The following is a 24,214-nucleotide window of genomic DNA, read 5'->3' on the forward strand; positions in this document are numbered from 1 at the left end:
GCGCCGCGCTTGTGTCATCGAACCGTCGAGGCGGCAAGCGACGCGGCGGCATGCCCGTACCGCGTGGCGAACGCCGGGTTTCAGGCCAGCCGCAGGCGCGAACGGCCTTCCTTGCGCTCCGGCAGGGTGTCGAGGGCGGTTTTGACGATGGTGGCGGCGTCCAGGCCGGCCTCGGCGTACATCTTCTCCGGGCTGTCGTGGTCCTGGTAGCTGTCCGGCAGCGTCATCGTCCGCACCCGGACCCGCCCGGCATCCAGAGCCCCCCGCTCCGCCAGGAGATGCAGCACCATCGCGCCGAACCCGCCCCGCGAGCCCTCCTCGATCGTGATCAGAACCTCGTGGTCCCGCGCAAGCTCCCGGATCAGCGCCTCGTCCAGCGGCTTGGCAAAGCGCGCATCCGCCACCGTCACCGCCACACCCTGATCGGACAGCGTGTCGGCCGCCTTCAGCGCCTCCGACAGACGCGTGCCCAGGCTCAGGATCGCCACCCGCGCCTCCGCGTCCCGGCGCACCACCCGGCCCTTGCCGATCGCCAGTGCCTCGCCCCGCTCCGGAAGCTCCACACCGACACCCTCGCCGCGCGGGTAGCGCAGCGCGATCGGGCCCGCGTCATGGGCGTGGGCGGTCGCCACCATGTGCACCAGCTCGGCTTCGTCGGACGCCGCCATCACGGTCATGTTCGGCAGGCAGCACAGATACGCCAGGTCGAACGCACCCGCATGCGTCGCCCCGTCCGCGCCGACCAGGCCCGCCCGGTCCATGCAGAACCGCACCGGCAGGTTCTGCAGCGCCACGTCATGCACGACCTGATCGTAGGCCCGCTGCAGGAAGGTCGAGTAGATCGCCACGAACGGCCGGTAGCCCTCGGTGGCCAGCCCGCCCGCGAACGTCACCGCGTGCTGCTCGGCGATGCCGACGTCGAAGGTCTTGTCCGGATGCGCCTTGCCGAACAGGTCGATGCCGGTGCCGCCCGGCATCGCCGCGGTGATCGCCACCACCTTGTCGTCGGCGTCGGCTGCCTTGATCAGGCTCTCGCCGAACACCCGCGTGTAGGCCGGCGCGTTCGGCTTGGCCTTGGCCTGCACGCCTGAGACCACGTCGAACTTGACCACCCCGTGGTAGCGGTCGGCGCTGGCCTCGGCGGGTGCGTAGCCCTTGCCCTTGCGGGTGACCACGTGCAGCAGGATCGGGCCGTGCTCGGCGTCGCGGACGTTCTTGAGCACCGGCAGCAGGTGGTCGAGGTTGTGCCCGTCGACGGGGCCGACGTAGTGGAAGCCCATCTCCTCGAACATGGTGCCGCCGCCCACCACCAGCGAGCGGGCGTATTCCTCGGCCGCGGCGGCGCGCTGGTAGAGGGCCTTCGGCAGGAGCTTGCCGAGCTGCTTGGCGGTCTCGCGCAGGGACTGGTAGGCGCCGCCCGAGGCGAGCCTGGCGAGGTAGGCCGACATGGCGCCCACAGGCGGCGCGATCGACATGTCGTTGTCGTTGAGGATGACGATCAGGCGCGAGTGCAGGGCGCCGGCGTTGTTGAGCGCCTCGTAGGCCATGCCGGCCGACATCGAGCCGTCGCCGATCACCGCGATGGCGTTGCGGCGCTTCTGCGCGCCGCCCGTCTGCTTGGCGGTGGCGTTGTCGAGGTCGCGGGCGACCGCCATGCCCAGCGCGGCCGAGATCGACGTGGAGGAGTGGGCGGCGCCGAAGGGATCGTAGACGCTCTCGCTCCGCTTGGTGAAGCCCGACAGGCCGCCGCCCTGGCGCAGCGTGCGGATGCGGTCGCGACGCTCGGTGAGGATCTTGTGCGGGTAGCACTGGTGGCCGACGTCCCAGACGATGCGGTCGTCGGGGGTGTCGAACACGTGGTGCAGGGCGACGGTGAGTTCGACGACGCCGAGCCCCGAGCCGAGATGGCCGCCGGTGATCGACACCGCGTCGATCATCTCGGCGCGCACCGCGTCCGCCACCGCCTGCAGCTCCGATTCCGGAAGCCCGCGCAACGCCGCAGGATTCGGGACACGATCCAGCAACGCCGATTGCTCAGGTGATATTGCCAATGGTCGCATCCGCTCGTTCGAGTGTGGCGACGGCCCCGTCGCGAGCCCGAGGCCACCGCGACGCCAGCACGCGGGGGTACGCGTTCATGCTAGAACCCGCCCGTCCGTCGCTGTCATGATAGTGCCAGTTACGGATGATCGGCGGCGCGATCAATGTCGGGCCGGCGTTTTTTTCCGCTCACGTGCCCTAACCGCCACAAGAGGTCCGCTTTTGAGCCCGGCTCGTCTGTGCACAATCCTGCTCACGCTCGCGATTACCGGAAGCGGCCAAGCTTACGCCGAGCCGCGCCCCCCGGACGGCAATCTCGACTTCCTCTGCAACTTCCTGGGCGATTGTCCAACGCGGGCGGTCCCCGGAGGGCCGGACCGCGATGCGCGACCCTTCGTCGGCAATCTGGGTCGCCCCTGCGCGTGGCGGGATCGCCCGACCCCTGAAGGCCCGCGCCGGGTGCGGGTATGCTGGTGAGGCGACGCCGAAAGTTTTGGGCCGCAATCCTGGCTTTGGCAGTCCTCGCCGCGCCGGCCCGCGCCGATGAGGCCTGTCCGGCGCTGTTCGCGGACGGCCGCGCGCCCGTCCTCACCAATCCCAAGCTCGCCGCGCGGACCGTGCCGCTGTGCTTCGAGGCCTTCGCGGTGCTCCATTCCGGAACGGCGCGCACGCCGCTCTACGCGGCCGAGCATCTGACCCGCGCGAGCGTCGCCGACGCGCGGACGGTGGCGCGGGACGATTCCTTCCACGAGGAGGCGCGGCTGCCGGAGGACCAGCGCGCGTCGCTGGAGGATTACGTCCGCAGCGGCTTCGACCGGGGCCATCTGGCGCCGGCGGGCGACATGCCGACGCTGCAAGCCCAGGCCGAATCGTTCAGCCTCGCCAACATCGTGCCCCAGAACCGGGTGCTGAACCGCGGCCTCTGGGCCGACATCGAGGAGAGCGTCCGGCGCCTGGCGAGCCGGCGCGGGTCGATCTTCGTGGTCACCGGCGTGATCTTCTCCGGCGACGCGGTGCAGCAGATCCGGGGCGGCGTGCTGGTTCCGACCCGGCTGTTCAAGGCGCTCTATGATCCGGCGAGCGGGCAGGCCGGCGCCTACCTTGCGCCCAACGACGATTCGAAGGATTGGCGGGCGGTCTCGATCGACGAGTTGACCCGCGTCTCGGGGATCGACGTGTTCCCGGGCCTTCCGGCCGCGGCCCGGAATGCCGCGATGACCCTGCCCGATCCGCACGCCAGTGCGCGCTCGGACGAGCACCGCCCGCGCCGGGAGGAGACGTGGCAGGACTGGCTCCGGCGCGAGGGGTATCGCGTGCTGCGCAAGGTCGTGCACGATCTCCTGCGTTCGATCTTCTGAGGGGAGCGACCATGGCCCAGGACAGGCACGGCAGCCGGCCCGAACACGGCGACGACGGCCAGGACAGGTTCGAGCCCTTCGCCGACGACGCCACCGTGCGCAGCGTCGGCGCCCTGTCGTTCGAGAACGGCACCGACCGAATCGCCGTGCACGGCTCCCTCGACCTGACGCGGGACAAGGCGGGCCTCGCGCAGGCCAAGCGCCTCAGGGAGACCCTGGCGGCGATCGTGAAGGCCCTGGAGGCCGGCGACCTGCCGGAGGTGGTTGCGGACATGCCCGACGCGGCGCCGACCGCGGTCCGCAATCCGTTCGCCTGACCACCGCGCCTGCCTGCCCCTCAAGCGGCAACCTTGCCGCTTCCCGGCGGGGCTGATACTCGGACAGCGTCATTCTATATCTTGGAGAACGCGCGTACAGGACGGGTGCAGACGCCCCGCACCTGGCCCGTGCCGCTGGCACGCACTGCGCATTCCCGCACACCACGCCGAGGACTGTCCGCGATGGCTCGCGAATTCATCTACCACATGCGGGGCCTGACCAAGGCCTATACCGGCGGCAAGAAGGTCCTGGATAGCGTCAACCTGTCGTTCTACCCCGATGCCAAGATCGGCGTCCTCGGCATCAACGGTTCGGGCAAGTCGACGCTGCTCAAGATCATGGCCGGCATCGACAAGGACTTCACCGGCGACGGCTGGGTCGCGCAGGGCGCGCGCGTCGGCTACCTGCCGCAGGAGCCCCAGCTCGATCCGAACAAGTCCGTCCGCGAGAACGTGATGGAGGGCGTCGCCGAGAAGCAGGCCATGCTCGACCGCTACAACGAGCTCGCCATGAACTACTCGGAGGAGACCGCCGACGAGATGACCGAGCTCCAGGATCGGATCGAGTCGCTGGGTCTCTGGGAGCTCGATTCGAAGGTCGATCAGGCCATGGAGGCCCTGGGCTGCCCGAGCGACGAGCAGCCGGTCGCCACCCTCTCGGGCGGCGAGCGGCGCCGCATCGCCCTGTGCCGGCTGCTCCTGTGGGAGCCGGAGCTGCTGCTCCTCGACGAGCCGACCAACCACCTCGACGCGGAGACGGTGAACTGGCTGGAAGGCCATCTCCGCCAGTATCCGGGCGCGATCCTGATCGTGACCCACGACCGCTACTTCCTCGACAACGTCACGAGCTGGATCCTGGAGCTCGATCGCGGCAAGGGCATCCCGTACGAGGGCAACTACTCGGCGTGGCTGGTGCAGAAGCAGAAGCGCCTAGAGCAGGAGGGCCGCGAGGACATGGTCCGGCAGCGCTCCATCGCCCGCGAGCAGGAGTGGATCGCCGCCTCGCCGAAGGCGCGCCAGTCCAAGTCGAAGGCGCGCATCACCCGCTACGAGGAGCTTGTCGCCAAGCAGGCGCAGAAGGTCGACGCCTCCGCGCAGATCGTCATCCCGATCGACGAGCGGCTCGGCAACAACGTCATCGAATTCGAGCACCTCAGCAAGGCGTTCGGCGACCGGCTGCTGATCGAGGATCTGTCGTTCAAGCTGCCGCCGGGCGGGATCGTCGGGGTGATCGGCCCCAACGGCGCCGGCAAGACCACCCTGTTCAAGATGATCACCGGCCAGGAGAAGCCCGACAGCGGCAAGATCGAGGTCGGCGAGACGGTCAAGCTCGGCTACGTCGACCAGTCGCGCGACGCCCTCGATCCGAACGCCACGGTCTGGCAGGAGGTCTCTGGCGGCAACGACATCATCTATTTCAACAAGCGCGAGATCAATTCGCGCGCCTATTGCGCGGCCTTCGCGTTCAAGGGACCCGACCAGCAGAAGAAGGTCGGCACCCTCTCGGGCGGCGAGCGCAACCGGGTGCACCTCGCCCGGACCCTGAAGGGCGGCGCCAATGTGCTGCTCCTCGACGAGCCGACCAACGACCTCGACATGGAGACCCTGCGCGCCCTCGAGGACGCGCTGGAGGATTACGCCGGCTGCGCGGTGATCATCAGCCACGATCGCTGGTTCCTGAACCGCATCGCCACCCACATCCTCGCCTTCGAGGGCGACAGCCACGTCGAGTGGTTCGAGGGCAATTTCTCCGACTACGAGGCCGACAAGGTCCGCCGCCTCGGGGCGGATTCGATCATGCCGAAGAAGATCAAGTACAAGCGCTTCTCGCGCTGAGCGCCGCTGGAACCCGCTCCCGCCCGCAGGGTGGGCTGGGAGCGGCCCGCACGGTTTGCTTCAGCCGGGCGTGATCAGTCGAGGCGTGCCCGTGCTTCGTCCAGGATCACCGCCAGGCTGCGTGTGAGCGGAACGGCGGGCTGCCATCCGGTGGCCTCCGCGAACGCCGCCGGGTCGCAGCCCTCGCTGCGCACACCCTGCGGCCTGACCCGGTCGGGCGTGGCCCGGACCGTGAAGGTCGCCTCCGTCATCGTCCGGAGCGCGTCGAGGATCTCCGCGACCGACGTGACCACCCCGGATCCGACGTTGAAGATGGCGCCGTCGGGCAGAGCGTCGATCCGCTCGATGACGCGCAGGCACGCCGCGGTGAAGTCGGCGACGTCGAAGAAGTCGCGCGCCGCCGAGAGGTCGCCCACGTCCAGGCTCGCCGCCGCCAGCCCCCGCTCGATGCGGGCGATCTGGGCCGCGAAGGAGGCCACCACGAAGGTCTCACTCTGACCGGGGCCGATGTAGTTCGACGGCCGCAGCACGAGGTGCTTCACGCCGGCATGGGCCAGCACGTCGCGCAGGATGTACTCGCAGGCGTTCTTGGTCCGCCCGGAGATGGTGTCGGGCCTTGGCGTCACGCTTTCGTCCGGGCGCGGACGATCCCGGAACGCCTCCCCGTAGACCACGGTCGAGCTCAGGAACACGAGGGCGGCGCGCGTCTTCGCCACCGCCTCGGCGAGGGTCAAGGTTCCGAGCAGATCCGCCCGCCAGGCATAGGACGGCGTCTCGCTCGATTGCGCCACCGAGGCCAGGGCCGCGAGATGGAAGACGATGTCCGGATCGAAGGCCGCGACCGCCTGGGCAAGCGTGCCGGCCTCGAACGGATCGACCTCGCGGAAAGTCACGCCGTCGAGGGGCGGCTGTGCCGTCCGGTCGATGCCGAGGATGTGGCTGCCGGCCGGCAGCCCCAGCCGCAGCGCTTCGAGCAGGCGGCGGCCGAGGTAATCTCCGGCTCCGGTGACGAGGACGCGCATGGATCCGGCCTCTCGGCAGCATGGACGACCCGAGCCGGATCGATCCGCCGCCTCTATAGCGGGTGCGGGCGCGATGCGAGAGCGGATGCGTTCGGCGGTTGATCACGCTGCTCAGCTTCGCGGGATGTCCCGCTGCATCGATCGCCTGGGCAGTACCCTCGACAGGCCGGGCTGTTGTCCATACCGGAACAAAGACGCGTGATCGGCGCGGTCTCGTGCAGCGGCTGCGCACCACCGCACTATGTTGCAGTGCGGCCGGCATCGTTCGATCCGGCTGGCGAACGGCGCGATGACGGGCTGCGTGGCAACCACCGAGGATCTTGCGCGGCCAGCAGCCGCCGACCGGCCCAAGGCCGGGCCGAAACCCGCCAAGCCGATCCGCGACGCGCGGGTTGACGTGGTGCGGGGCTTCGCGCTGCTGACGATCTTCGTGGACCACATCCCGCGCAACGCGCCGGCCCTGTTCACGCTGCACAATTTCGGCTTCTCGGACGCCGCCGAGATCTTCGTGCTCCTGGCCGGCTACTCCTCGATGATCGCCTATGGCGGGCTGTTCCGCCGCGCCGGCATCCGGACGGCGGTCGCGCGCATCCTGCGGCGCTGCCTGCGCATCTACCTGTTCCAGGCGGGGCTCCTGCTCGCGACGCTCGTGATCGTCCGGATCTGGATGGACCTCACCGGCCTGACGCCGCGCTTCGGCGTCGCGCCGCTGCTTCAGATGGGGCTCCTGCCGGGCCTGCTGCGCGGCCTCATGCTGAACGCGCTGCCGAACTACCTCGACATCCTTCCGCTCTACATCCTGCTGCTGGCGCTGTTCCCGCTGATCTATCTCGGCATGCGGCGCGGCGTCTGGGGTGTCCTGGCCCTGTCGGGCACCCTGTGGCTCGCCGCCAACCTCGATCACCAGCTGAACCTGCCGAATGCCACGGCGGATGACGGGTGGTATTTCAACCCGTTCGCGTGGCAGTTCCTGTTCGTGATCGGGGCTGCCCTGGCCCTCGCTGTCCGCGCCCATGACGGCCTTCTGCCCTGGCGGGGCTGGGCCGCGGCCGCAGCCGCGGCCTATCTGATCTTCGCCCTGTTCCAGGGGGGATCGTGGACCGATTGGGGCCTGCCGGACCTGCGGCCGCTGGCGATCGACGTGCCGGACAAGAGCCATGTCGGCCCCTTGCGCCTGCTCAACATCCTGGCGCTGAGCTACCTGCTGTTCAGCGCTCCTGCCGTGCTGCGCGTCAGCCGGTGGCGCCAATTCCGGCGGATCGATGCCTGCGGCCGGCATTCGCTGGAGGTCTTCGGGGCCGGCTGCCTGGCGGCGCTCATCGGCCGCATCCTCTACCGCACCTTCGACGCCACATGGCCGCTGCAGGTCGCCGTCAATCTCGGCGGGCTGGCACTCATGCTGGGCTTGGCAAGCCTCCTGGATGCCCGCCTCCGGGGATCGGCGGACCCGAAGCCGGCCAGCCGGTGATGGCCGGCCGGACCGAGGTTCGGAGGAGGAACGATGCCGCCAATGCGCCGCAAGGGCGACCTTCCGGAAAAGGTCTGCGCGCAGTGCGGTCGGCCGTTCGCGTGGCGCAAGAAGTGGGAGCGCGTCTGGGACGAGGTCCGCTACTGCTCCGACCGGTGCCGGGCCGAGGCCAAGACGGCGCGCAAGCGCAACGCGGCCGAGGGCTGACCGGTCAGGCCGGACTGCCCTGCAGGACGGCGAGACCCGACGGCGTGTCGATGTCGAGGGCGGTGCCTGGATCGCCCGGGATCTCCAGCACGTCCGCCCGTCCCTTCAGGAGCGGCCCGGCGCCATGGTCGCCGTCGAGGCGGGCGATCTCGGGACCGAGGCGGCGGAGGTTGAGGAGCACCGGATTGCCGCGCCGTCCGTCCTGCACCGGGACCACGGCGGCCGGCTCGACTCGCGCGCCCGCGAAGGCCGCCGCGAGGCGGTCGATATGGGCGGCGGTGACGCGCGGCATGTCGCCCAGCACCACCACGGCGGCCGAGCAGGTCTCCGGCAAAGCCGCGAGCCCGGCCCGCAGCGAGGTGGCGAGACCGGCGCGGTAATCCGGGTTGTCGATGCCGATCAGGTCGAGCCCGTCGAGGGCGGCCCGCACGGCCTGCGCATGCGCACCCAGCACGGCGACCACCGGGCGCGGACGGGCGCCCAGGGCAGCCTCGGCCGCGTGGCGCACCAGCGGCTTGCCGTCGAGGGGCGCGAGCAGCTTCGGCGCCGGGCCGAAGCGGCTGCCGAGACCCGCGGCGAGCAAGACCGTACCGATCTCAGCGCCGATCTCAGCCATGCGCGTCCGGATCCGGTTCCGTCTCGTCCCCCGCGGTCTCGCCGCCAGCGCGCGGCTGCGGGCGCGAGACGATCTCCATCAGCAGCCCGCCAACCCCCAACGCGACGATGTCGGCGCGGCTGACGGGCAGATCGGCCAGCAGGCGGTGCAGGATCCAGTCGAAGCCGTTCTCCTTGGGCGAGCGCGCGCAGCCCGGCGCGCCGATCACCGGCACGTCGCTCCGGGTGCCGATCAGCAGCAGGTTGCCGGGATCGACCGGCATCCCGAGATGCTCGACCCGGCCACCCGCCGCCGCGATCCCGGCCGGGATGACGTCGCGCCGGTCGGCGATGGCCGAGGCGCCGAACACCACCACGAGGTCGGCCCCGGCCCGGTCGGTCGCGTCGACGAGTGCCGCGGCGACCGCCTCGGCCGCGTGCGGCACCCGGGTCTCGGCGACAATCTCGGCGCCTGCCGGGACGAGGCGCTCGGCCAGCACCCGGAGGGTCTTGTCGATGGTCGTCTCCTTGAGGCTGGGCAGGCGGGTCGAGACCACGCCCACGCGCCGCCGGCGATAGGGTGCGACCGCCAGCGCGCTGCCCGCAGCCGCCGCGTCGGCGCGATCCAGCACCGTACCCGACACCGCGTAGGGAATGATCTTCACGGTCGCGACCATCTCGCCGGCGACGACTGGCTTGAAGCGCGGCAGCGTCGCCACCGTCACGGCCTCGTCCACCGCGTTCACGGCGTCGATCTGCGCGGGATCCAGGGTCAGGACCCCGGCCGTCTCTGCGAAGAGGTTGCAGCGGCCAGTAAAGGGCGGCTCGACGCGCAGATTCGGACCCGCAAGATGCGTGGCCAGACGAGCAGCGGCCGCGTCTTCCCCGACATCACCCGGCTCCAGGGTCGCCGCGACGATCTCCGACAGGCCGGCGCGCGCCAGGGACGCCGCCGTGTCGGAGGCGATCACCGCCCCCTTGCGAAGGGTGATGCCGTCGCGCCGGACGGAATGGGCGCTGATCAGCCCGGCCGCCTCGGCGACCGGGACGGGACCGAACCTCACGCGACCTCCGGACGGGGCGCGCGGCGCAGGGCCGCCACGATCTCGGCCAGCACGGCGAGCGCGATCTCGGCGGGGCTCACCGCCCCGAGGGGGAGGCCGATCGGCGCCCGGATCCGGCCGATCTGCTCGGGCGAGAACCCGGCCTCGGTGAGCCGCGCGACGCGGGCCGCATGGGTCTTCCGCGAGCCGAGGGCGCCCACGTAGAAGCACCCGGCCGTCAGCGCCGCCTTCAGGGCCGGATCGTCGATCTTGGGGTCGTGGGTCAGGGCCGCGAGCGCGCTGTACCGGTCGAGCGGCGGCACGCTCTGCCCGAGCGCGGCGTCCGGCCACTCGGCCACGAGCTCGATCCCCGGGAAGCGCTCGGGCGTCGCGAAGGCCGTGCGCGGGTCGATCACCGTGAGTGCGAGGTCGAGCCCCGCCGCCATCGGCGCCATCGCCTGCGAGATGTGGACGGCGCCGACCACCACGAGCCGCACCGGCGGAACCTGCACGGTGAGGAACAGCGTCCGGCCGTCGACCTCGACGAGGCCGCTCTTCCCGGACGCGAGATGCTTGGCCAGCACCGCCCCGAGCGGATCAGCGGCGATCTCCGCCTCGCGCACGAGGCGCTGATTCCCGTCGGCGATGTCGGTGACGAGGATCGCGGCCCGGCGCGCCGCCCGCTCGGCGTTGAGTTCGGTCAGAAGGTCGGCGCGCATCAGTCGACCCGCTCGACGAAGACCCGGATCCGGCCGCCGCAGGACAAACCGGCCCGCCACGCGGTCTCGTCGGCGACGCCGAATTCGAGGACGCGTGGGGCACCGGCCTCGATCACCTCGATCGCCTCGGTGATCACCGCGCCCTCGACGCAGCCGCCCGAGACGGAGCCGAGGAAATTGCCCTCACCGTCGACCACGAGATGGCTGCCCACGGGCCGCGGGGCCGAGCCCCAGGTCTCGATGACGGTGGCCAGCGCCACGGCGCGGCCGTCGCGCCGCCAGGACTCGGCGGCGGTGAGGATGTCGGTATCGGTGCTGAGCATGGCCTCGAAGACCTTCGGCCGGCGGGCGCCCCCCGCACCCCTCAGGTATGGCCCGGGCGCCGCCGTGCAAGAAGCCTTCGCGGCTGAAGCGCGTGTCAGAGAACGATGGCGGAACGCGGCGTGCGGCCATACTCTGTCCGGACAACCTTTCGCGCAGGCGGTATCCCGAGACGTGTTCGGCCCATCCAACACAAGCCCTCATCCTGAGGTGCAGGAGCGAAGCGGAGGCCTCGAAGGAGGGCTCCAGGGATCGCGCGGCTGGGTGGAGCCCTCCTTCGAGGCGGCTGCGCCGCACCTCAGGATGCGGGCGTGGGGTGGAATTTTCGCTGAAACCGATGCCTTGTCCTCCCGATGGGCCCGGCCCCGGCGCCCAGCCCCATGAACGCCCCCGATCCCGCCCTCGCGCGCGCTCTGCGAAAAGATCCGCCGCGCTCTGGCCCGCACCGGCTCTGGAAGCGCCTCAGCCGGGCGATCGGCGACGTGCTGCCGAAGGGACTTTACGCCCGCTCGCTGATCATCATCATCGCGCCCGTCGTCCTGCTCCAGTCGGTGATCGCCTACACCTTCATGGAGCGGCACTGGCAGCTGGTGACCAAGCGCCTGTCCGCGGCCGTGACCGCGGACGTCGCCGCACTGATCGACATCTACGAGAGCTACCCGCAGGACAAGGATGCCGACACCCTCTCGCGGATCGCGGGCGAGCGGCTGAATCTCGACCTCGACATCCTCAAGGGCGCCAAGCTGCCGCCGCCGGGCCCGCGACCGTTCTTCTCGATCCTGGACGAGGCGCTGTCCGACGAGATCAAGCGTCAGATCCGGCGCCCGTTCTGGATCGACACCGTCGGCCGCTCGAACCTGATCGAGATCCGGGTGGCGATCCCCGACGGGGTGATGCGCATCACGGCCCGGCGCAGCCAGGCCTACGCGTCGAACTCGCACATCTTTTTGGTCTGGATGATCGGCTCCTCGCTGGTCCTGCTCGGCGTGGCGATCCTGTTCCTGCGCAACCAGATCAAGCCGATCCTGCGGCTCGCCGCCGTGGCGGAGGGCTTCGGCAAGGGCCGGGAGATCGAGTTCCGGCCGCGCGGCGCCCGCGAGGTGCGGCAGGCCGGCCACGCCTTCATCGAGATGAAGCGGCGCATTGAGCGGGCGATGGAGCAGCGCACCACGATGCTCAACGGCGTCAGTCACGACCTGCGCACCATCCTGACGCGGTTCCGCCTCTCCCTGGCGCTGGTCGAGCAGACCAGCGAGATCGAGGATCTCAGCCGCGACGTCGACGAGATGAGCCGGATGCTGGAGGGCTACCTCGCCTTCGCGCGCGGCGATTCGGCCGAACCCGCGACGCCCACGGACATGCGCGCCCTGCTGGAGGATTTGCGGAGCGACGTGGAGCGCCTCGGCGCGCACGTCTCGACGGTGGACCTCGTCGGCGCGCCGGAGATCACCGTGCGGCCGGGCGCCTTCCGGCGCTGCCTGTTCAACCTCGCGGCCAACGCGGCCCGCTATGCCGAGACGGTGGCGATCTCCGGACGCCTGGAGGCCCGCGCCTTCTTCGTCTCGATCGACGATGACGGGCCGGGCATCCCGCCCGAGAGCCGCGAGGCGGTGTTCAAGCCGTTCGTTCGGCTCGACGATGCCCGCCAGGATGCCGGTGGGTCCGGCCTCGGGCTGGCCATCGCCCGGGACATCGCCCGGGCTCACGGCGGCGACATCACCCTGCAGGACAGCCCGCTGGGCGGCCTGCGCGCCACCGTCCGGGTCCCGGCGTGAGCCGGCTCAGCGCTCGGTTGGCTGACGCAGGCGCTGACACTCGGCTTGCACGTTCCGGAGGAGGTGGTCGAGGCTCGCCTGATCGAGGGCGGCGTGGCGAAGACGCTCGCGCAGGGCCGCCTCGCCGTTCCAGTCGTAGCCGGACCCGTGCGGCAGATGGCGCAGCAGCAGCGGACTGACGATGCTCGCGCGCCGGTAGGCAGGATGACGCAGGAGCTTGCCGATATGGAGGGCGAGAAGGTCAACCGGGGACGCTTCGCGCCCCATCCCATTTGAAGTAACCGACGTCCGAGCCATACGGTTTTGTCCTCTCGCAGAGGCAATATCGGGCTAAATGCTTGCGTATCTGTTTGCGTCCAGCCGGTCCGGAGAAAAACTGCAGCCTGTGGGGTCCCAAGCTGCGCGGCGGGGTGATATGCAGGCGCGCTGCCTATGAGCCGCGGATGACCGCGTGCCGGATCTGAGTGTCGAACATGAACCCGCTCGTCCCCCTCTTCATCCTGCTGTCCCTGCCGCTCGCCGCGATCGGCCTCGTGCTCTACACGGATGAGGGCATCAATCCGGACCTGTTCTACGCGTCGGTGAAGACCTTCGTGATCCTGGGCGCGATCGCGGTGGCGATGTCGTTCGGCGCGATGAAGCTGTCCGAGCGCGCCAAGCACTGATCTGACTCGGCCCGGAGGGCGCGATGCTGCACGTGGTCCCGGCCTTCTCGCGCATCGGCGAGGAGAATGCCTTCGCGGTGCTCGCCCGCGCCCAGGCCCTGGCGTCCCAGGGCCGCGACGTGATCAATCTCGGCATCGGCCAGCCGGACATGCCGACCCCCGCCCACGTGGTCGAGGCCGGCATCAAGGCCCTGCGCGACGGTCACCACGGCTACACGCCGGCGGTGGGCATCCCGGGCTTGCGCGAGGCCGTAGCCCGCGACATCCACCGCCGCCACGGCGTCGAGGTCTCGCCGGATTCCGTGATGATCGTGCCGGGCGGCAAGGTCACCATGTTCATGGCGATCCTGATGTTCGGCGCGCCGGGGACCGAGATCCTGTATCCGGATCCCGGATTCCCGATCTACCGCTCGATGATCGAGTTCACCGGCGCGACGCCGGTCCCGGTGCCGATCCGCGAGGAGAACGGCTTCGCCTTCTCGGCGGCCGAGACCCTGGCGCTGATCACGCCGAAGACCCGCTTGCTGATCGTCAACTCGCCCGCCAACCCCACGGGCGGCGTGACCCCGAAGGCCGAGATCGACGCCCTGGTGAAGGGTCTGGCCGAGCACCCCGACGTGGCGGTGCTGTCGGACGAGATCTACGGCACGATGACCTATGACGGCGAGCACCACCACTCGCTTCTGAAATATCCCGAGATCCGCGACCGGCTGGTCTATCTCGACGGCGCGTCGAAGACCTACGCGATGACCGGCTGGCGGCTCGGCTGGTCGGTCTGGCCGAAGCCGCTCTACGACGCCGCGCGCAAGCTCGCGGTCAACGCGCATTCCTGCGTGAACGCGGCGACGCAATGGGCCGGGATCGCCGCGCTCGATGGCCCGCAGGATTGCGTGGCCGAGATGGTCGCCGAGTTCGACCGGCGCCGGGCGATCGTGGTCGACGGCCTGAACGGCCTGCCGGACGTGTCGTGCATCGCCCCGAAGGGCGCGTTCTACGCCTTCCCGAACATCTCGCGGACCGGCTGGAAGGCGAAGGCCCTGGCCTCGACCCTGCTGGAGGAGGCGGGCGTCGCGGTGATCGGCGGCCCGGATTTCGGCATCCACGGCGAGGGCTATATCCGCCTGTCCTACGCCAACTCGGCGGAGAACATCCGCCGCGCGCTGGAGCGGATGGGCACGTTCCTCAGCGAGCGCAGGCCGGGCTGAGCGTTCCGGGCAGAGAGATAGTCCCTCCGCGTCCTCATCCCGAGGCGCCGGAGCGAAGCAAAGGCCTCGAAGGAGCCCTTCAGATCCCGCAGCGATTCCCGGAGCCCTCCTTCGAGGCCCGCTGACGCGGGCACCTCGAGATGAGGTTACGGGTGGGAACTCAACCGGATACCGGACCCCTCGGCCTCACGACTTGCCCGGCGCGCGCTTGTCGATCCAGCCGGACAGCCAGTCGGCGATGTCCAGGCTGTTCTTGTCCTGCATCAGCATGTGCGAATTGCCGTGGATGCCGATCTCCGGCAGCAGGATCAGCTCGGCCCGGCCACCGGCCGCGTTCGCCGCAGCCACGAAGCCGCGGCACTGCTTGAGCCGGGGCGCCCAGCGGGGCGAGGCATCGACGTAGTCGCCGAACAGCACGAGGATCGGCAGGTCCTTGTAGGGGGCCAAGTCGTCCTTGGCCGGGTCCGGGCACGCCGCAGGCTCGATGGCCACGAGGGCGCGGATCCCGGAGCGGTCGAGGGCGGCGGTCTGGAACGGGTAGATTCCCGACTGCGAGTGCGAGATCAGCACCGCGCCCTTGAGGCGCTTGGCGAGTTCCGAGAGGGCCGGAATGGTCGGGTTCGGCACCGGCAGCGCCGCCGACCAATCGGGAACCATCTGCTTCCAGAACTCGCCCTGGGCCTCCAGGGGGAATTGCATGTCCGGGAACACCTTCGGGTATTCCGGACCGAACCGGAAGATCGCCCAAGCCGGCTCGCGCCCGGCCGAGAAGACGGTGGGCAGGGCGTTCGGATCGGCCCGGCCGGTCTTCACAGCGTTGATCTGCGCCGGGCTCGCCGCCGAGCGCCCGCGCCACGCCTGATCGATCACGTAGGTCGGAAAACCATGCCGGACGAAGAACTCGTCCCAGCCCATGCGCCCGTCCGGCGTCGTCTCCCAGGTCTTGCCGGTGAGGCAGCAGCCATGGATCAGGACCAGCGGCGGCCGGCCGGCGCTCACCGGGATCTGATAGCGGACATAGATCTGATCGACGCTGATCGTCCCCGAGGGCGCGTAGGCCGGCAGCGTCGAGAGCGTGTCCGACTGGACGTCGCGGCCGCCGACGAAGAAGCTGCCCTGCTCGGCGATCGTGAGCGGCCCCGGAGCGGGATCGGCCGCGGAGGCGGGTCCACCCGCGATCAGCATGGCGGCGACCAGCGCACCGGCGATCCGCCGGGCGCGCCCCAGCGCGGGCACTGACAGAGTCGGCATGAAATGTCCCGTCTCCCCGCGAATGATCCGCCCGAACCGCATGACGCTATGCATGCCTAGCACAGAGCCCGGTCGCCATGGGAGAGCGGCCGGCGCGACGGCCTGCCGTCAGGCCGCGATGTCGCGCTCGACCCGGGCGGTGGCCTCTGCGGGAAGGTCCAGGGCCTCAGCGAGCATCTTCAGGAACTGTCGCTCCTGGATCGTGTCGGGATCGATCGCGAGCCGGGCCGCCGCGTAGATCCGCGCCGCCGCATCCGGTCCCGCGACGCGGTCGGCGATCTCGTCGAGATCGGCCGGGCTCGCGAGCTCGCGCTCCAGCCATGATCGACCGTCGGCATCGAGGCCCGCCTCGGCCACGGCGGCGTCGAGACGCTTGCGCTCCGCGGCGTCGACCATGCCGTCCGCCGTGGTCGCCGCCACCATGGCCCGCAGCATCAGCCGGGCCTCGTCCTCATCGACACTCGTGAAATCAGGCCCGCCGGTCTCGGGCGGCGCCGTCCCGCGCAGGGCCCGGAAGGCGAGGCCGCCGATCAGCGCGAGGCCGCCGAGCGCCGCGCCCGTAGCCAGCCCGCCGCGCCGCGCGCGCACCAGCGCGTCGACGATCCGCCTGCTGTCAGCCATGCCGTCCTCCCGGTCGTGATGTCCAAATCCGATCGGAAACCACCCGGGAGGCTCTTGGGTTCAGCCGCGCTCAGGCGTCGGCTTCGTCCTCGTCTTCGTCCTCATCGATATCCACCAGGAAGACGATGTCGGCCTCGTCCTCGTCGTCCGAAGCGGCGTCGGCGTGGCGGGCGTCGTCGGTGAACTCTCCCTCCCCGTCATCCTCCGCCAGGGCGTCCTCGAAGATCTCGATCTCGTCCTCGGTGGCGGCCCGGACCTTGAGCGCGGAGGTGCCGTTCCAGAGCGGCTTGCCCTCGCTCGTCATGGTCCGGATGTCCTCCTTGAAACCCTCACAGGTGAACAGGTCCTTGGCGGACGCCTCGTCGCTGTTGATCACCGCAACGGCGGTGCCGTCGATCTCGAGCGTGAACATGACCGGCATCCCTCTCGTAACCGTCCTCAGGCGCGCCCGGTCGACGGGATCGCGCGGGTGCGACGCCGAGCCCCGGGCGAAAACCCGTGGGTTTCGACCGGCGGTCCTGGGCGCCGCGCCGGGATGCTGTAGGGGTGAAGCGGCCGGGCGCCAAGCCCGCCACCGCGGTGGCGGCACGATTCGGCGCCGCACGTCCGGCCAGGACGGCCAGCATCGGACAATGGAAGGAATTCCCGCCCATGCGGATCAGGCTCGGCTGCGAGATGCGCTACGCCTTTCCCTATCCGGTGCCCATGGTGGTGATGCTCAACGTGCATCCCTCCCGGGCCGGTGCCCTCGAGGAACCCGACGCGCTCCGCACCGAGCCGCCCGTGCCCGTGGAGATCTATCGGGACGGCTTCGGCAATCTGTGCGGCCGCCTGACCGCGCCGGCCGGCAGCTTCACCATCGGCACCGATGCGGTGATCCGTGATGACGGGAAGCCCGATCCGGCGCATCCGGACGCCGAGCAGCACGCCGTCGAGGCTCTGCCGCCGGAGACCATCGTGTTCCTGCTGCCCAGCCGCTACTGCGAATCGGACCTTCTGGCCGACACGGCGTGGCAGCTGTTCGGCGGGATCACGCCGGGCTGGGAACGTGTGCAGGCGGTCTGCGACTTCGTCCATGGCCACATCGCGTTCGGCTACGAGTTCGCGCACCGGGACCGGACGGCCGTCGACGCCTATGCAGGCGGGCGCGGCGTCTGCCGGGACTTCACGCATCTCGCGGTGGCGTTCTGCCGCGCCCTCAACATCCCGACGCGCTACTGCACCGGCTATGTCAGCTTCCTCGGCGAGCCCGAGCCGCATCCGGCCGGCGACTTCGCCGCCTGGATGGAGGTCTATCTCGGTGGCCGATGGCACGTGTTCGACCCGCGCAACAACAGCCCGCGGGTCGGGCGGGTGATGGTGGCCTACGGCCGCGACGCCGCGGACGTCCCGCTGACACACACGTTCGGACCCAATCCGCTCGTCGGCTTCCGCGTCTGGGCCGACCAGGTCGACCAGACCGAAAGGTCCGCGGTCGCAACCCTCCCGCCCGAGGAGCCGCTTCCGCCACAGAGTATGGCAACCCGAATGAGCTGAGCGTCCTGCGGGACCTCAGACGCCGGCGCCCCGGGCAATGGCACGCTTGACCACGCCCTGAACCTCCGGATTCGAGAGGAACAGGTCGTGGTTGATCAGGCCGCCGCCGTAATCGGACGCGTCCGCGACGCGCACGCCGAGCGCCTCCAGCTTGGCACGGTCGACAGCGCCGGCCCGAACGCCGCCCGCGATCGCGGCCGAGAGCTCGAGGGCGCGATCGTTGGTGGCGGAGATCACGGTGATCTTCGAGACGTCGGGTCCCAGCCGGGCGACGCCGTTGGAGAAGAGGTCGAAATCGATGTCGGGCGCGGCGAGCACGACCGCGCCGATGCGCGTCATCGCCGCCTCGCCGGCCTCGGCGCGCAGCATGCGCAGGGTCTCCAGGGTCAGGAGCGTGCCCATCGAGTGCGCGACGATGTTGATCCGGCCGCCGCTCGGCGAGGCGGCCAGGGCCTTGAGCAGGTCCTCGAAGGCGTCGCGCGACCACAGGGCGCTCTCGCGGTCGTAATTGTAATCGAGGGTCGCGGCCGCCGACGGCCACGTGAACAGGCCCGAGACGCCGCGGAACCGGATCCCGTCGGAGAGCCGGGCGGCGCTGACAGCAGCCGATTCGAACGATTCGCGGTAGCCGTGGACGTAGATCAGCACGTCGCGGCCCAGGGCGGCCTGCGCGAAGGCTTCGGCGGCGGCCGGGCCCGTCTCGGTCTTCGGCACCGCCCCGATGGTCCAGTCGCCGGTGATGACGGCCGAGACCTTCCCCAGCAAGGAGCGGTCGGGGGGCGACAGGCGCACTTCGGCGAAGCTCAGGCCGCGTCCGCGATCACTGCTGAAATACGGCGGGCGCGGTGGGTTGCCCACGGGCTTGCGGGTGGTCGCCACCAGCAGCACCGGCATGACGTCGAGCGCCGATTGCTTTTCGGGCAGCCCGGCTCCGGTTCCGAGATCATCGGTGACGCAGGCGCCGAGCGACGGCGCGAGACCCGCGGCGCCCGCGAGGGCGCCGAACCGGAGAAGAATGCGGCGTGAGACGATATGGCTCGGCATGATCCGGGTGCGCTCGGGCGGGGCGTTCTCCGTCGCCCAGGATCGTGACCATGGCGGGGCATGATCGCCCCACAGCGGTGTGAACAGCGGGTAAGGCCGCGCTTGTGGCGTGTGGACCACAGCCGATCCGTCCCCCGCCCCGACGGCACGCCCTCTCGACGGGGGCCGCCGGCGCCGCCATGAAGAGACCATGACGCCGTCCATCGACATCGAGAGCCTGCGCGAGCGCCTGCTGCGCGGTGACCGCGCCGCCCTGGCCCGGGCGATCACGCTGGCCGAGTCGAAGCGCGCCGATCACCGGGCGCTCGCGTCGGACCTGATCGACTCCGTTCTGCCGGAGACCGGGCGGGCGATCCGGGTCGGGATCACCGGCGTGCCCGGCGTCGGCAAATCGACCACCATCGATGCCCTCGGCTCGAATCTCACGGAGGCCGGCCACAAGGTGGCGGTGCTGGCGGTCGATCCGTCCTCCTCGCGCACCGGCGGCTCGATCCTGGGCGACAAGACCCGGATGGCACGGCTCGCGCATGATCCGCGCGCGTTCATCCGTCCCTCCCCGTCATCCGGCACCCTGGGCGGCGTCGCGGCGAAGACCCGCGAGACGATGCTGCTCTGCGAGGCTGCGGGGTTCGACGTGATCCTGGTCGAGACGGTGGGCGTCGGCCAGTCGGAGACGGCGGTCGCCGACCTGACGGACTTCTTCCTCGTGCTGATGCTGCCCGGGGCCGGCGACGAGCTGCAGGGCATCAAGAAGGGCATTCTGGAACTCGCCGACATGATCGCGGTCAACAAGGCCGACAGCGGCGAGGCCGAGCAACGGGCCAACGCCGCCGCCTCGGAATACCGGGCGGCCCTGCACATCCTGACGCCGGCCTCCGCGACCTGGTCGCCGCCGGTGGTAACGATCTCGGGCTTCCACAACCTGCGGCTCGATGCCCTGTGGGCGAAGATCGTCGATCACCGGGAGAAGCTCACCGCCACCGGCGAGATCCAGGCGAAGCGCCGGACGCAGGATGTGAAGTGGATGTGGGCGCTGGTGGACGAGCGCCTGCACCAGCGCCTCGTCGGCTCGCCCGAGATCCGGCGCCGGACCGCCGAGGCGGAGGCGGGCGTCGCCCGGGGCGAGACCTCCCCGGCCGCGGGCGCGGCCGCCATCGCCGAGCTGATCGGCCTCTGACGGGTTTCGCGGCACGTCTCCTCCGTGGCGCCGGTTCGAGGCGCACAAATTCGCATCGGCCGGGGGGCACAAACGCCATCTCGCGCGTTCGGTGGACGACGGCGTAACGAGCGGCGCCCCTGTCGCGGCGCCGTGCTCACGTCCAGGAGAGTGCCATGGTGGATACGGATCGGATCGTCGGCGGCGCCAAGGAGGCTGCCGGCAAGGTTCAGGGGGCGGCCGGCGATTTCGTGGGCTCGAATCGCGACTCGGTCGAGGGGCGCTTCCGCGAGGCTCAGGGTCAAGCCCAAAATGTCTACGGGCAGGTGAAGGATAAGGCGCGCGACCTCGCCGACCGGGCGAGCGACTACGCGAGCGATGCCTATGACCGCGCCGGCGACGTGGCGGGCGACGCCTACGGCCGAAGCGGCTCCTACCTGCGTGACGGGCGCGCCGCCGTCGGCGCCCGGGTGGAGGAGAATCCTCTGGTCGCGCTGCTGATCGCGGGTGCCGTCGGCTACGGCCTGGCCTTGCTGGTCCACGGCCGCCGCTGAAGATGGATGGCCCCGCCCGTCACCGGGCGGGGCTGCTCCAGGACGTCTCGCGACCGCGCCCCTATGGGTCGGATCGAACCCAGATAACCGGCTACTGCGCCGTCCAGCCGCCATCCATGCTGATGTTGGCGCCGGTGATCTGGCTCGCTGCGTCGGAAGACAGGAACACCGCGAGGGCGGCGACCTGATCGACTGTGACGAATTCCTTGGTCGGCTGCGCCTTCAGCAGCACGTCCTCGATCACCTGCTCCTTGGTCAGGCCGCGGGCCTTCATGGTGTCGGGGATCTGCGCCTCCACGAGCGGCGTCCACACGTAGCCCGGCGAGATGCAGTTCACGGTGATCTTGTAAGGCGCGAGTTCCAGTGCCGCCGCCTTGCTGAGGCCCGCGATCCCGTGCTTGGCCGCCACATAGGCCGACTTGAACGGCGAGGCGACCAGCGAGTGCGCCGAGGCCGTGTTGATGATCCGGCCCCAGCCGCGCGCTTTCATCCCGGGAATGGCCGCGTGCATCGCGTGGAACGCCGAGGACAGGTTGATCGCGATGATCTGTTCCCACTTCTCCGCCGGAAACTCCTCGATCGGCGAGACGAACTGGATGCCGGCGTTGTTGACCAGCACGTCGACGGATCCGAACGCCTCTTCCGCCTCCCGCACCATGGCGGTGATCGCCGCCGGCTTGCTCATATCGGCAGCCGAGTAGTGGGCCTTGACCCCGTAGGCGCTCTCGATCCCCGCGCGCGCGTCCTCGATGGCGTTTGCGTCTCCGAAGCCGTTCAGCACGACGTTCGCACCCTCCGCCGCGAGCGCGCGGGCGATGGCGAGGCCGATCCCGCTGGTGGAGCCGGTGACGAGGGCGGTCTTGGTCTTGAGGGTCATGGAGCCTCCTGGGACGCACGGCCGATCAGGTGCGGCGGCCGCGGCAAGCCGGGTCGAAGACCTACCTAGCGCGTGAGGGCGCCGCCGGCACAGGGCCGTCCGATGGCGGTGCGTGCCCGATGTCACCGGTCTCGCCGCCCGCCCCCGTCTCGGCCGGGAAGCTGATCTCCACCCGCAGACCCGGCGCGTTGTCTGCGAGGCGCAGCGTCCCCTGGTGCAGGCGGACAACGGCGTTGACGAGGCTGAGGCCGAGCCCGAATCCGGGTCGCGTGCGGGCGTCCTCCAGCCGCACGAAGCGATCGAGCACGCGGGCGCGCTCCGCCTCTGGGATACCCGGCCCGGGGTCGGAGACAGCGAGGCGGACGGTCTCGCCCGCACGCCACGCTTCGAGGGTGACACACGCCGCCGTGCCGTCCGAGGCGGCTCCGTATTTCAGGGCGTTGTCGACGAGATTGGCCAGAGCCTGCCCGATCAGCTCGCGGTTGCCGGCGATCGTCAGGCCCTCCTCCGTGCGCACGTCGAGGACGAGCCCCTGGTCCTCGGCGAGCGCCTCGTACAAGTCGCCGACGCCCCGCACCGCCTGCCCGAGATCCAGCGGCACCAGAATTTCCCGGGCGCTGCCGGCCTCCAGCCGGGCGATCATCAGGAGGGCGTTGAACACCCGAATCAGGCCGTCGCCCTCCTCGATGACGGCCTCGAGCGCCGTGCGCAGCTCCTCCGGCGATGAGGCGCGGCGCAGGGCCTCGTCGGCCCGGTTGCGCAGGCGGGTCAGCGGCGTCTTCAGATCGTGGGCGATGTTGTCGGACACCTCGCGCATACCGCGCATCAGCTCGCCGATGCGCTCCAGCATCTGGTTGAGGCTCGAGGCGAGGCGGTCGAGCTCGTCGCCGTTACCGGCTACGTGGAGCCGGCCGTCCAGATCGCCCGCCATGATCGCCCGGGTGGTCTGAGTCATGGCATCGACCCGGCGCAGGACCCGGCTGGCTGCGAGCCAGCCGCCGATCACCCCGAGGAACACCACGGCGGCGAGCGATGTGACGAAGGCGCGCCCCGACCACCGCGCGCAGCCGGTCGCGCTCCTCGGTGTCGCGCCCGACGAGGAGCCGGAATCCGCCCGGCAGGGTGAAGACCCGCACGATCGCCCGATGCGCCTCGGCATCCGAATCGTTGCGGCCGTAGCGCGTCTCGCTCTGGCCCGGCGTCGCCAGTACGGCGGCGGGGACGTAGCCGACATTGCCGACGACGTGGTCACCGCCGGCCGTGGTCACGAGGTAGAGGGAGGCGCCCGGCTCGCGCGAGCGCCGCTCCACCACGGAGATCAACCGGCGTAGGCCGCCGGCATTGTACTGTTCCGACAGGCCGTTGATCTCGGCATCAATGGTCGAGACGATCTGGTCGTCGAGCACGGCCCGGGCATTCCACGCGACGTAGCCGAGCGCCAGGAAGGCGCAGAGCGCGAAGATCGCGAGGTAGGCGAGCGACAGCTTGAACGCGGTCGTGCGGAACAGCTTCTGGAAGCGCGCGCCGCTGGTCTCGGGCGCGAGGGGCTCGCCGGCCGGGTACCCGGTCACCCGGGGCCGCCATCGTCGACGCGCAGCACGTAGCCGGCCCCCCGCACCGTGTGGATGATCGGCGACGGGAAACCCTTGTCGAGCTTGCCGCGCAGGCGCGAAACGTGGACGTCGATCACGTTGGTCTGCGGGTCGAAGTGGTAGTCCCAGACGTGTTCGAGCAGCATCGTGCGCGTCACCACCTGGCCGGCATGCCGCATTAGATATTCGAGAAGCCTGAATTCCCGGGGCTGCAACGGGATCTCGCGGCCCGCGCGAGTCACGCGATGCGACAGCCGGTCGAGTTCCAGATCGCCGATCCGGTAGCGCGTCTCTTCAGCGGCGCCCGAGCCGACCTGCCGCCGGGCCAGGGCCTCGGTCCGGGCGAGCAGCTCGGAGAACGCATAGGGTTTCGGCAGGTAATCGTCGCCGCCGGCGCGCAGGCCCTTCACTCGGTCGTCGACCTGCCCCAGCGCCGACAGGATCAGGGCGGGCGTCGCCACCTTCTGCTCGCGGAGCGAGCGGATCAGCGAGAGACCGTCGAGTTTCGGCAGCATCCGGTCGACGATGAGCACGTCATAGTCGCCTTCGCGCGCCAGCGCGTATCCGTCGAGACCGTCATGCGCGCTGTCGGCGACGTGCCCGGTCTCGCGGAACGCCTTCACCAGATAGGCGGCCGCCTCCCGGTCGTCCTCGATGATGAGCAGTCGCATGGAACCGGTCCATAGCGCGGCGCGCGAGTCGGGGGAACGTGCCTCGGTCAACATGGTCAAGCCACTCCCCTCCCCTGTCGCCGCCTGAACGGGCCGGGGCCGCGGGGCGGGGCTCCCGGCCCGTTCCGAAGCGACGCCTCAGGATCCTCGGAGGGCGCAAGGTCCGCCGGCGGCTTCTTCCACGCGACCCGGCGCTCGGATCGTTGGCATAGGGACGATCACCCACTGCCGATTACAGGAGGCTCGCAGCCGCATGACTTCGCGGTAAGGCGCGCGGCGCGCAGCCGAACGCGCAAACGCAAACAGGCCGCCCCGGTAAGGAGCGGCCTGTTTGCGTCATGT

Annotated in this window: 24 protein-coding genes and 1 pseudogene; 11 read left to right on the forward strand and 14 right to left on the reverse strand. The window is 70.3% G+C overall.

Features of this window, described 5'->3' with window-relative positions; translation table 11 throughout:
- Nucleotides 1-80 precede the first annotated feature (80 nt).
- Complete coding sequence (dxs, locus tag ABIE45_RS30085) at nt 81-2,060, reverse strand: 1-deoxy-D-xylulose-5-phosphate synthase (protein WP_192707852.1); 1,980 nt, start codon at nt 2,058-2,060, stop codon at nt 81-83.
- 447 nt (nt 2,061-2,507) lie between these two features.
- Here dxs and ABIE45_RS30090 point away from each other — a divergent pair, with 447 nt between their 5' ends.
- From ABIE45_RS30090 to ettA, 3 genes are all read left to right on the forward strand, one after another.
- Nucleotides 2,508-3,398, forward strand: a complete 891-nt coding sequence (locus ABIE45_RS30090; RefSeq protein ID WP_192707851.1) for a DNA/RNA non-specific endonuclease — start codon at nt 2,508-2,510, stop codon at nt 3,396-3,398.
- Between the two features lie 11 nt (nt 3,399-3,409).
- Nucleotides 3,410-3,715 (forward strand): hypothetical protein, encoded by a 306-nt coding sequence (locus ABIE45_RS30095; protein WP_192707850.1) that lies wholly within the window; start codon nt 3,410-3,412, stop codon nt 3,713-3,715.
- A gap of 183 nt (nt 3,716-3,898) precedes the next feature.
- Nucleotides 3,899-5,551 (forward strand): energy-dependent translational throttle protein EttA, encoded by a 1,653-nt coding sequence (gene ettA, locus ABIE45_RS30100; protein ID WP_192707849.1) that lies wholly within the window; start codon nt 3,899-3,901, stop codon nt 5,549-5,551.
- A gap of 74 nt (nt 5,552-5,625) precedes the next feature.
- Here the strand turns inward: ettA and ABIE45_RS30105 are convergent, their stop codons facing one another.
- Nucleotides 5,626-6,573, reverse strand: coding sequence for an NAD(P)-dependent oxidoreductase (locus tag ABIE45_RS30105; protein ID WP_192707848.1), 948 nt, complete (start codon nt 6,571-6,573; stop codon nt 5,626-5,628).
- A gap of 301 nt (nt 6,574-6,874) precedes the next feature.
- Between ABIE45_RS30105 and ABIE45_RS30110 the strand changes: the two genes are divergently transcribed.
- The gene (locus tag ABIE45_RS30110; protein ID WP_192707847.1) at nt 6,875-8,041 is read left to right on the forward strand and encodes an OpgC domain-containing protein; all 1,167 of its coding nucleotides are present in this window, start codon (nt 6,875-6,877) and stop codon (nt 8,039-8,041) included.
- A gap of 33 nt (nt 8,042-8,074) precedes the next feature.
- A complete protein-coding gene (locus tag ABIE45_RS30115) occupies nt 8,075-8,248 on the forward strand; it encodes a DUF2256 domain-containing protein (RefSeq protein WP_192707846.1) in 174 nt (57 codons plus the stop codon).
- A 4-nt stretch (nt 8,249-8,252) separates the two neighbouring features.
- Here the strand turns inward: ABIE45_RS30115 and ABIE45_RS30120 are convergent, their stop codons facing one another.
- From ABIE45_RS30120 to ABIE45_RS30135, 4 genes are read right to left on the reverse strand one after another with little or no spacing between them, the layout of a single operon-like run.
- Nucleotides 8,253-8,864, reverse strand: a complete 612-nt coding sequence (locus tag ABIE45_RS30120; protein WP_192707845.1) for a nucleotidyltransferase family protein — start codon at nt 8,862-8,864, stop codon at nt 8,253-8,255.
- Complete coding sequence (locus ABIE45_RS30125) at nt 8,857-9,906, reverse strand: molybdopterin-binding protein (RefSeq protein ID WP_192707844.1); 1,050 nt, start codon at nt 9,904-9,906, stop codon at nt 8,857-8,859. Before ABIE45_RS30125 ends, ABIE45_RS30120 begins: the two co-directional genes overlap by 8 nt.
- Nucleotides 9,903-10,604 (reverse strand): XdhC family protein, encoded by a 702-nt coding sequence (locus ABIE45_RS30130; protein WP_192707843.1) that lies wholly within the window; start codon nt 10,602-10,604, stop codon nt 9,903-9,905. The genes ABIE45_RS30125 and ABIE45_RS30130 overlap by 4 nt, the downstream gene beginning before the upstream one ends.
- Nucleotides 10,604-10,927: an XdhC family protein gene (locus tag ABIE45_RS30135; RefSeq protein ID WP_192707842.1), complete on the reverse strand. Its 324-nt coding sequence runs from the start codon at nt 10,925-10,927 to the stop codon at nt 10,604-10,606. The genes ABIE45_RS30130 and ABIE45_RS30135 overlap by 1 nt, the downstream gene beginning before the upstream one ends.
- Before the next feature lie 378 nt (nt 10,928-11,305).
- Here ABIE45_RS30135 and ABIE45_RS30140 point away from each other — a divergent pair, with 378 nt between their 5' ends.
- The gene (locus tag ABIE45_RS30140; RefSeq protein ID WP_192707841.1) at nt 11,306-12,700 is read left to right on the forward strand and encodes an ATP-binding protein; all 1,395 of its coding nucleotides are present in this window, start codon (nt 11,306-11,308) and stop codon (nt 12,698-12,700) included.
- A 6-nt stretch (nt 12,701-12,706) separates the two neighbouring features.
- Here the strand turns inward: ABIE45_RS30140 and ABIE45_RS30145 are convergent, their stop codons facing one another.
- The gene (locus tag ABIE45_RS30145; protein ID WP_238199915.1) at nt 12,707-12,967 is read right to left on the reverse strand and encodes a hypothetical protein; all 261 of its coding nucleotides are present in this window, start codon (nt 12,965-12,967) and stop codon (nt 12,707-12,709) included.
- A 206-nt stretch (nt 12,968-13,173) separates the two neighbouring features.
- Here ABIE45_RS30145 and ABIE45_RS30150 point away from each other — a divergent pair, with 206 nt between their 5' ends.
- Nucleotides 13,174-13,365: a hypothetical protein gene (locus tag ABIE45_RS30150; RefSeq protein WP_192707839.1), complete on the forward strand. Its 192-nt coding sequence runs from the start codon at nt 13,174-13,176 to the stop codon at nt 13,363-13,365.
- Nucleotides 13,366-13,388: 23 nt separating this feature from the next.
- Nucleotides 13,389-14,570 (forward strand): pyridoxal phosphate-dependent aminotransferase, encoded by a 1,182-nt coding sequence (locus ABIE45_RS30155; RefSeq protein ID WP_192707838.1) that lies wholly within the window; start codon nt 13,389-13,391, stop codon nt 14,568-14,570.
- A 186-nt stretch (nt 14,571-14,756) separates the two neighbouring features.
- Here the strand turns inward: ABIE45_RS30155 and ABIE45_RS30160 are convergent, their stop codons facing one another.
- From ABIE45_RS30160 to ABIE45_RS30170, 3 genes are all read right to left on the reverse strand, one after another.
- Nucleotides 14,757-15,821: an esterase gene (locus tag ABIE45_RS30160; protein WP_192707837.1), complete on the reverse strand. Its 1,065-nt coding sequence runs from the start codon at nt 15,819-15,821 to the stop codon at nt 14,757-14,759.
- A gap of 108 nt (nt 15,822-15,929) precedes the next feature.
- Nucleotides 15,930-16,442 (reverse strand): DUF533 domain-containing protein, encoded by a 513-nt coding sequence (locus tag ABIE45_RS30165; RefSeq protein ID WP_192707836.1) that lies wholly within the window; start codon nt 16,440-16,442, stop codon nt 15,930-15,932.
- Between the two features lie 70 nt (nt 16,443-16,512).
- Nucleotides 16,513-16,854, reverse strand: coding sequence for a hypothetical protein (locus tag ABIE45_RS30170; RefSeq protein WP_192707835.1), 342 nt, complete (start codon nt 16,852-16,854; stop codon nt 16,513-16,515).
- Nucleotides 16,855-17,093: 239 nt separating this feature from the next.
- On the opposite strand from ABIE45_RS30170, the gene ABIE45_RS30175 reads away from it, so the two are divergent.
- Nucleotides 17,094-17,978: a transglutaminase family protein gene (locus tag ABIE45_RS30175; protein ID WP_192707834.1), complete on the forward strand. Its 885-nt coding sequence runs from the start codon at nt 17,094-17,096 to the stop codon at nt 17,976-17,978.
- A gap of 15 nt (nt 17,979-17,993) precedes the next feature.
- Here the strand turns inward: ABIE45_RS30175 and ABIE45_RS30180 are convergent, their stop codons facing one another.
- On the reverse strand, nt 17,994-19,022 hold the full coding sequence (locus tag ABIE45_RS30180; RefSeq protein WP_192707833.1) for an alpha/beta hydrolase: 1,029 nt from the start codon (nt 19,020-19,022) through the stop codon (nt 17,994-17,996).
- Nucleotides 19,023-19,212: 190 nt separating this feature from the next.
- Between ABIE45_RS30180 and meaB the strand changes: the two genes are divergently transcribed.
- Nucleotides 19,213-20,199 carry a methylmalonyl Co-A mutase-associated GTPase MeaB gene (gene meaB, locus ABIE45_RS30185; protein ID WP_192707832.1) on the forward strand — a complete coding sequence of 329 codons (987 nt, stop codon included), beginning with the start codon at nt 19,213-19,215 and terminating at the stop codon, nt 20,197-20,199.
- A gap of 155 nt (nt 20,200-20,354) precedes the next feature.
- On the forward strand, nt 20,355-20,732 hold the full coding sequence (locus ABIE45_RS30190) for a CsbD family protein (protein WP_192707831.1): 378 nt from the start codon (nt 20,355-20,357) through the stop codon (nt 20,730-20,732).
- A 91-nt stretch (nt 20,733-20,823) separates the two neighbouring features.
- Here the strand turns inward: ABIE45_RS30190 and ABIE45_RS30195 are convergent, their stop codons facing one another.
- From ABIE45_RS30195 to ABIE45_RS30205, 3 genes and pseudogenes are all read right to left on the reverse strand, one after another.
- Nucleotides 20,824-21,609 carry a 3-hydroxybutyrate dehydrogenase gene (locus ABIE45_RS30195; RefSeq protein ID WP_192707830.1) on the reverse strand — a complete coding sequence of 262 codons (786 nt, stop codon included), beginning with the start codon at nt 21,607-21,609 and terminating at the stop codon, nt 20,824-20,826.
- A gap of 61 nt (nt 21,610-21,670) precedes the next feature.
- Nucleotides 21,671-23,180: pseudogene (locus ABIE45_RS30200) on the reverse strand (ATP-binding protein).
- Nucleotides 23,177-23,872 (reverse strand): response regulator transcription factor, encoded by a 696-nt coding sequence (locus ABIE45_RS30205; RefSeq protein ID WP_192707828.1) that lies wholly within the window; start codon nt 23,870-23,872, stop codon nt 23,177-23,179. Before ABIE45_RS30205 ends, ABIE45_RS30200 begins: the two are co-directional and overlap by 4 nt.
- Nucleotides 23,873-24,214 lie beyond the last annotated feature (342 nt).

This window comes from Methylobacterium sp. OAE515 (genome assembly GCF_041806315.1).
Lineage (GTDB): Bacteria > Pseudomonadota > Alphaproteobacteria > Rhizobiales > Beijerinckiaceae > Methylobacterium > Methylobacterium tardum.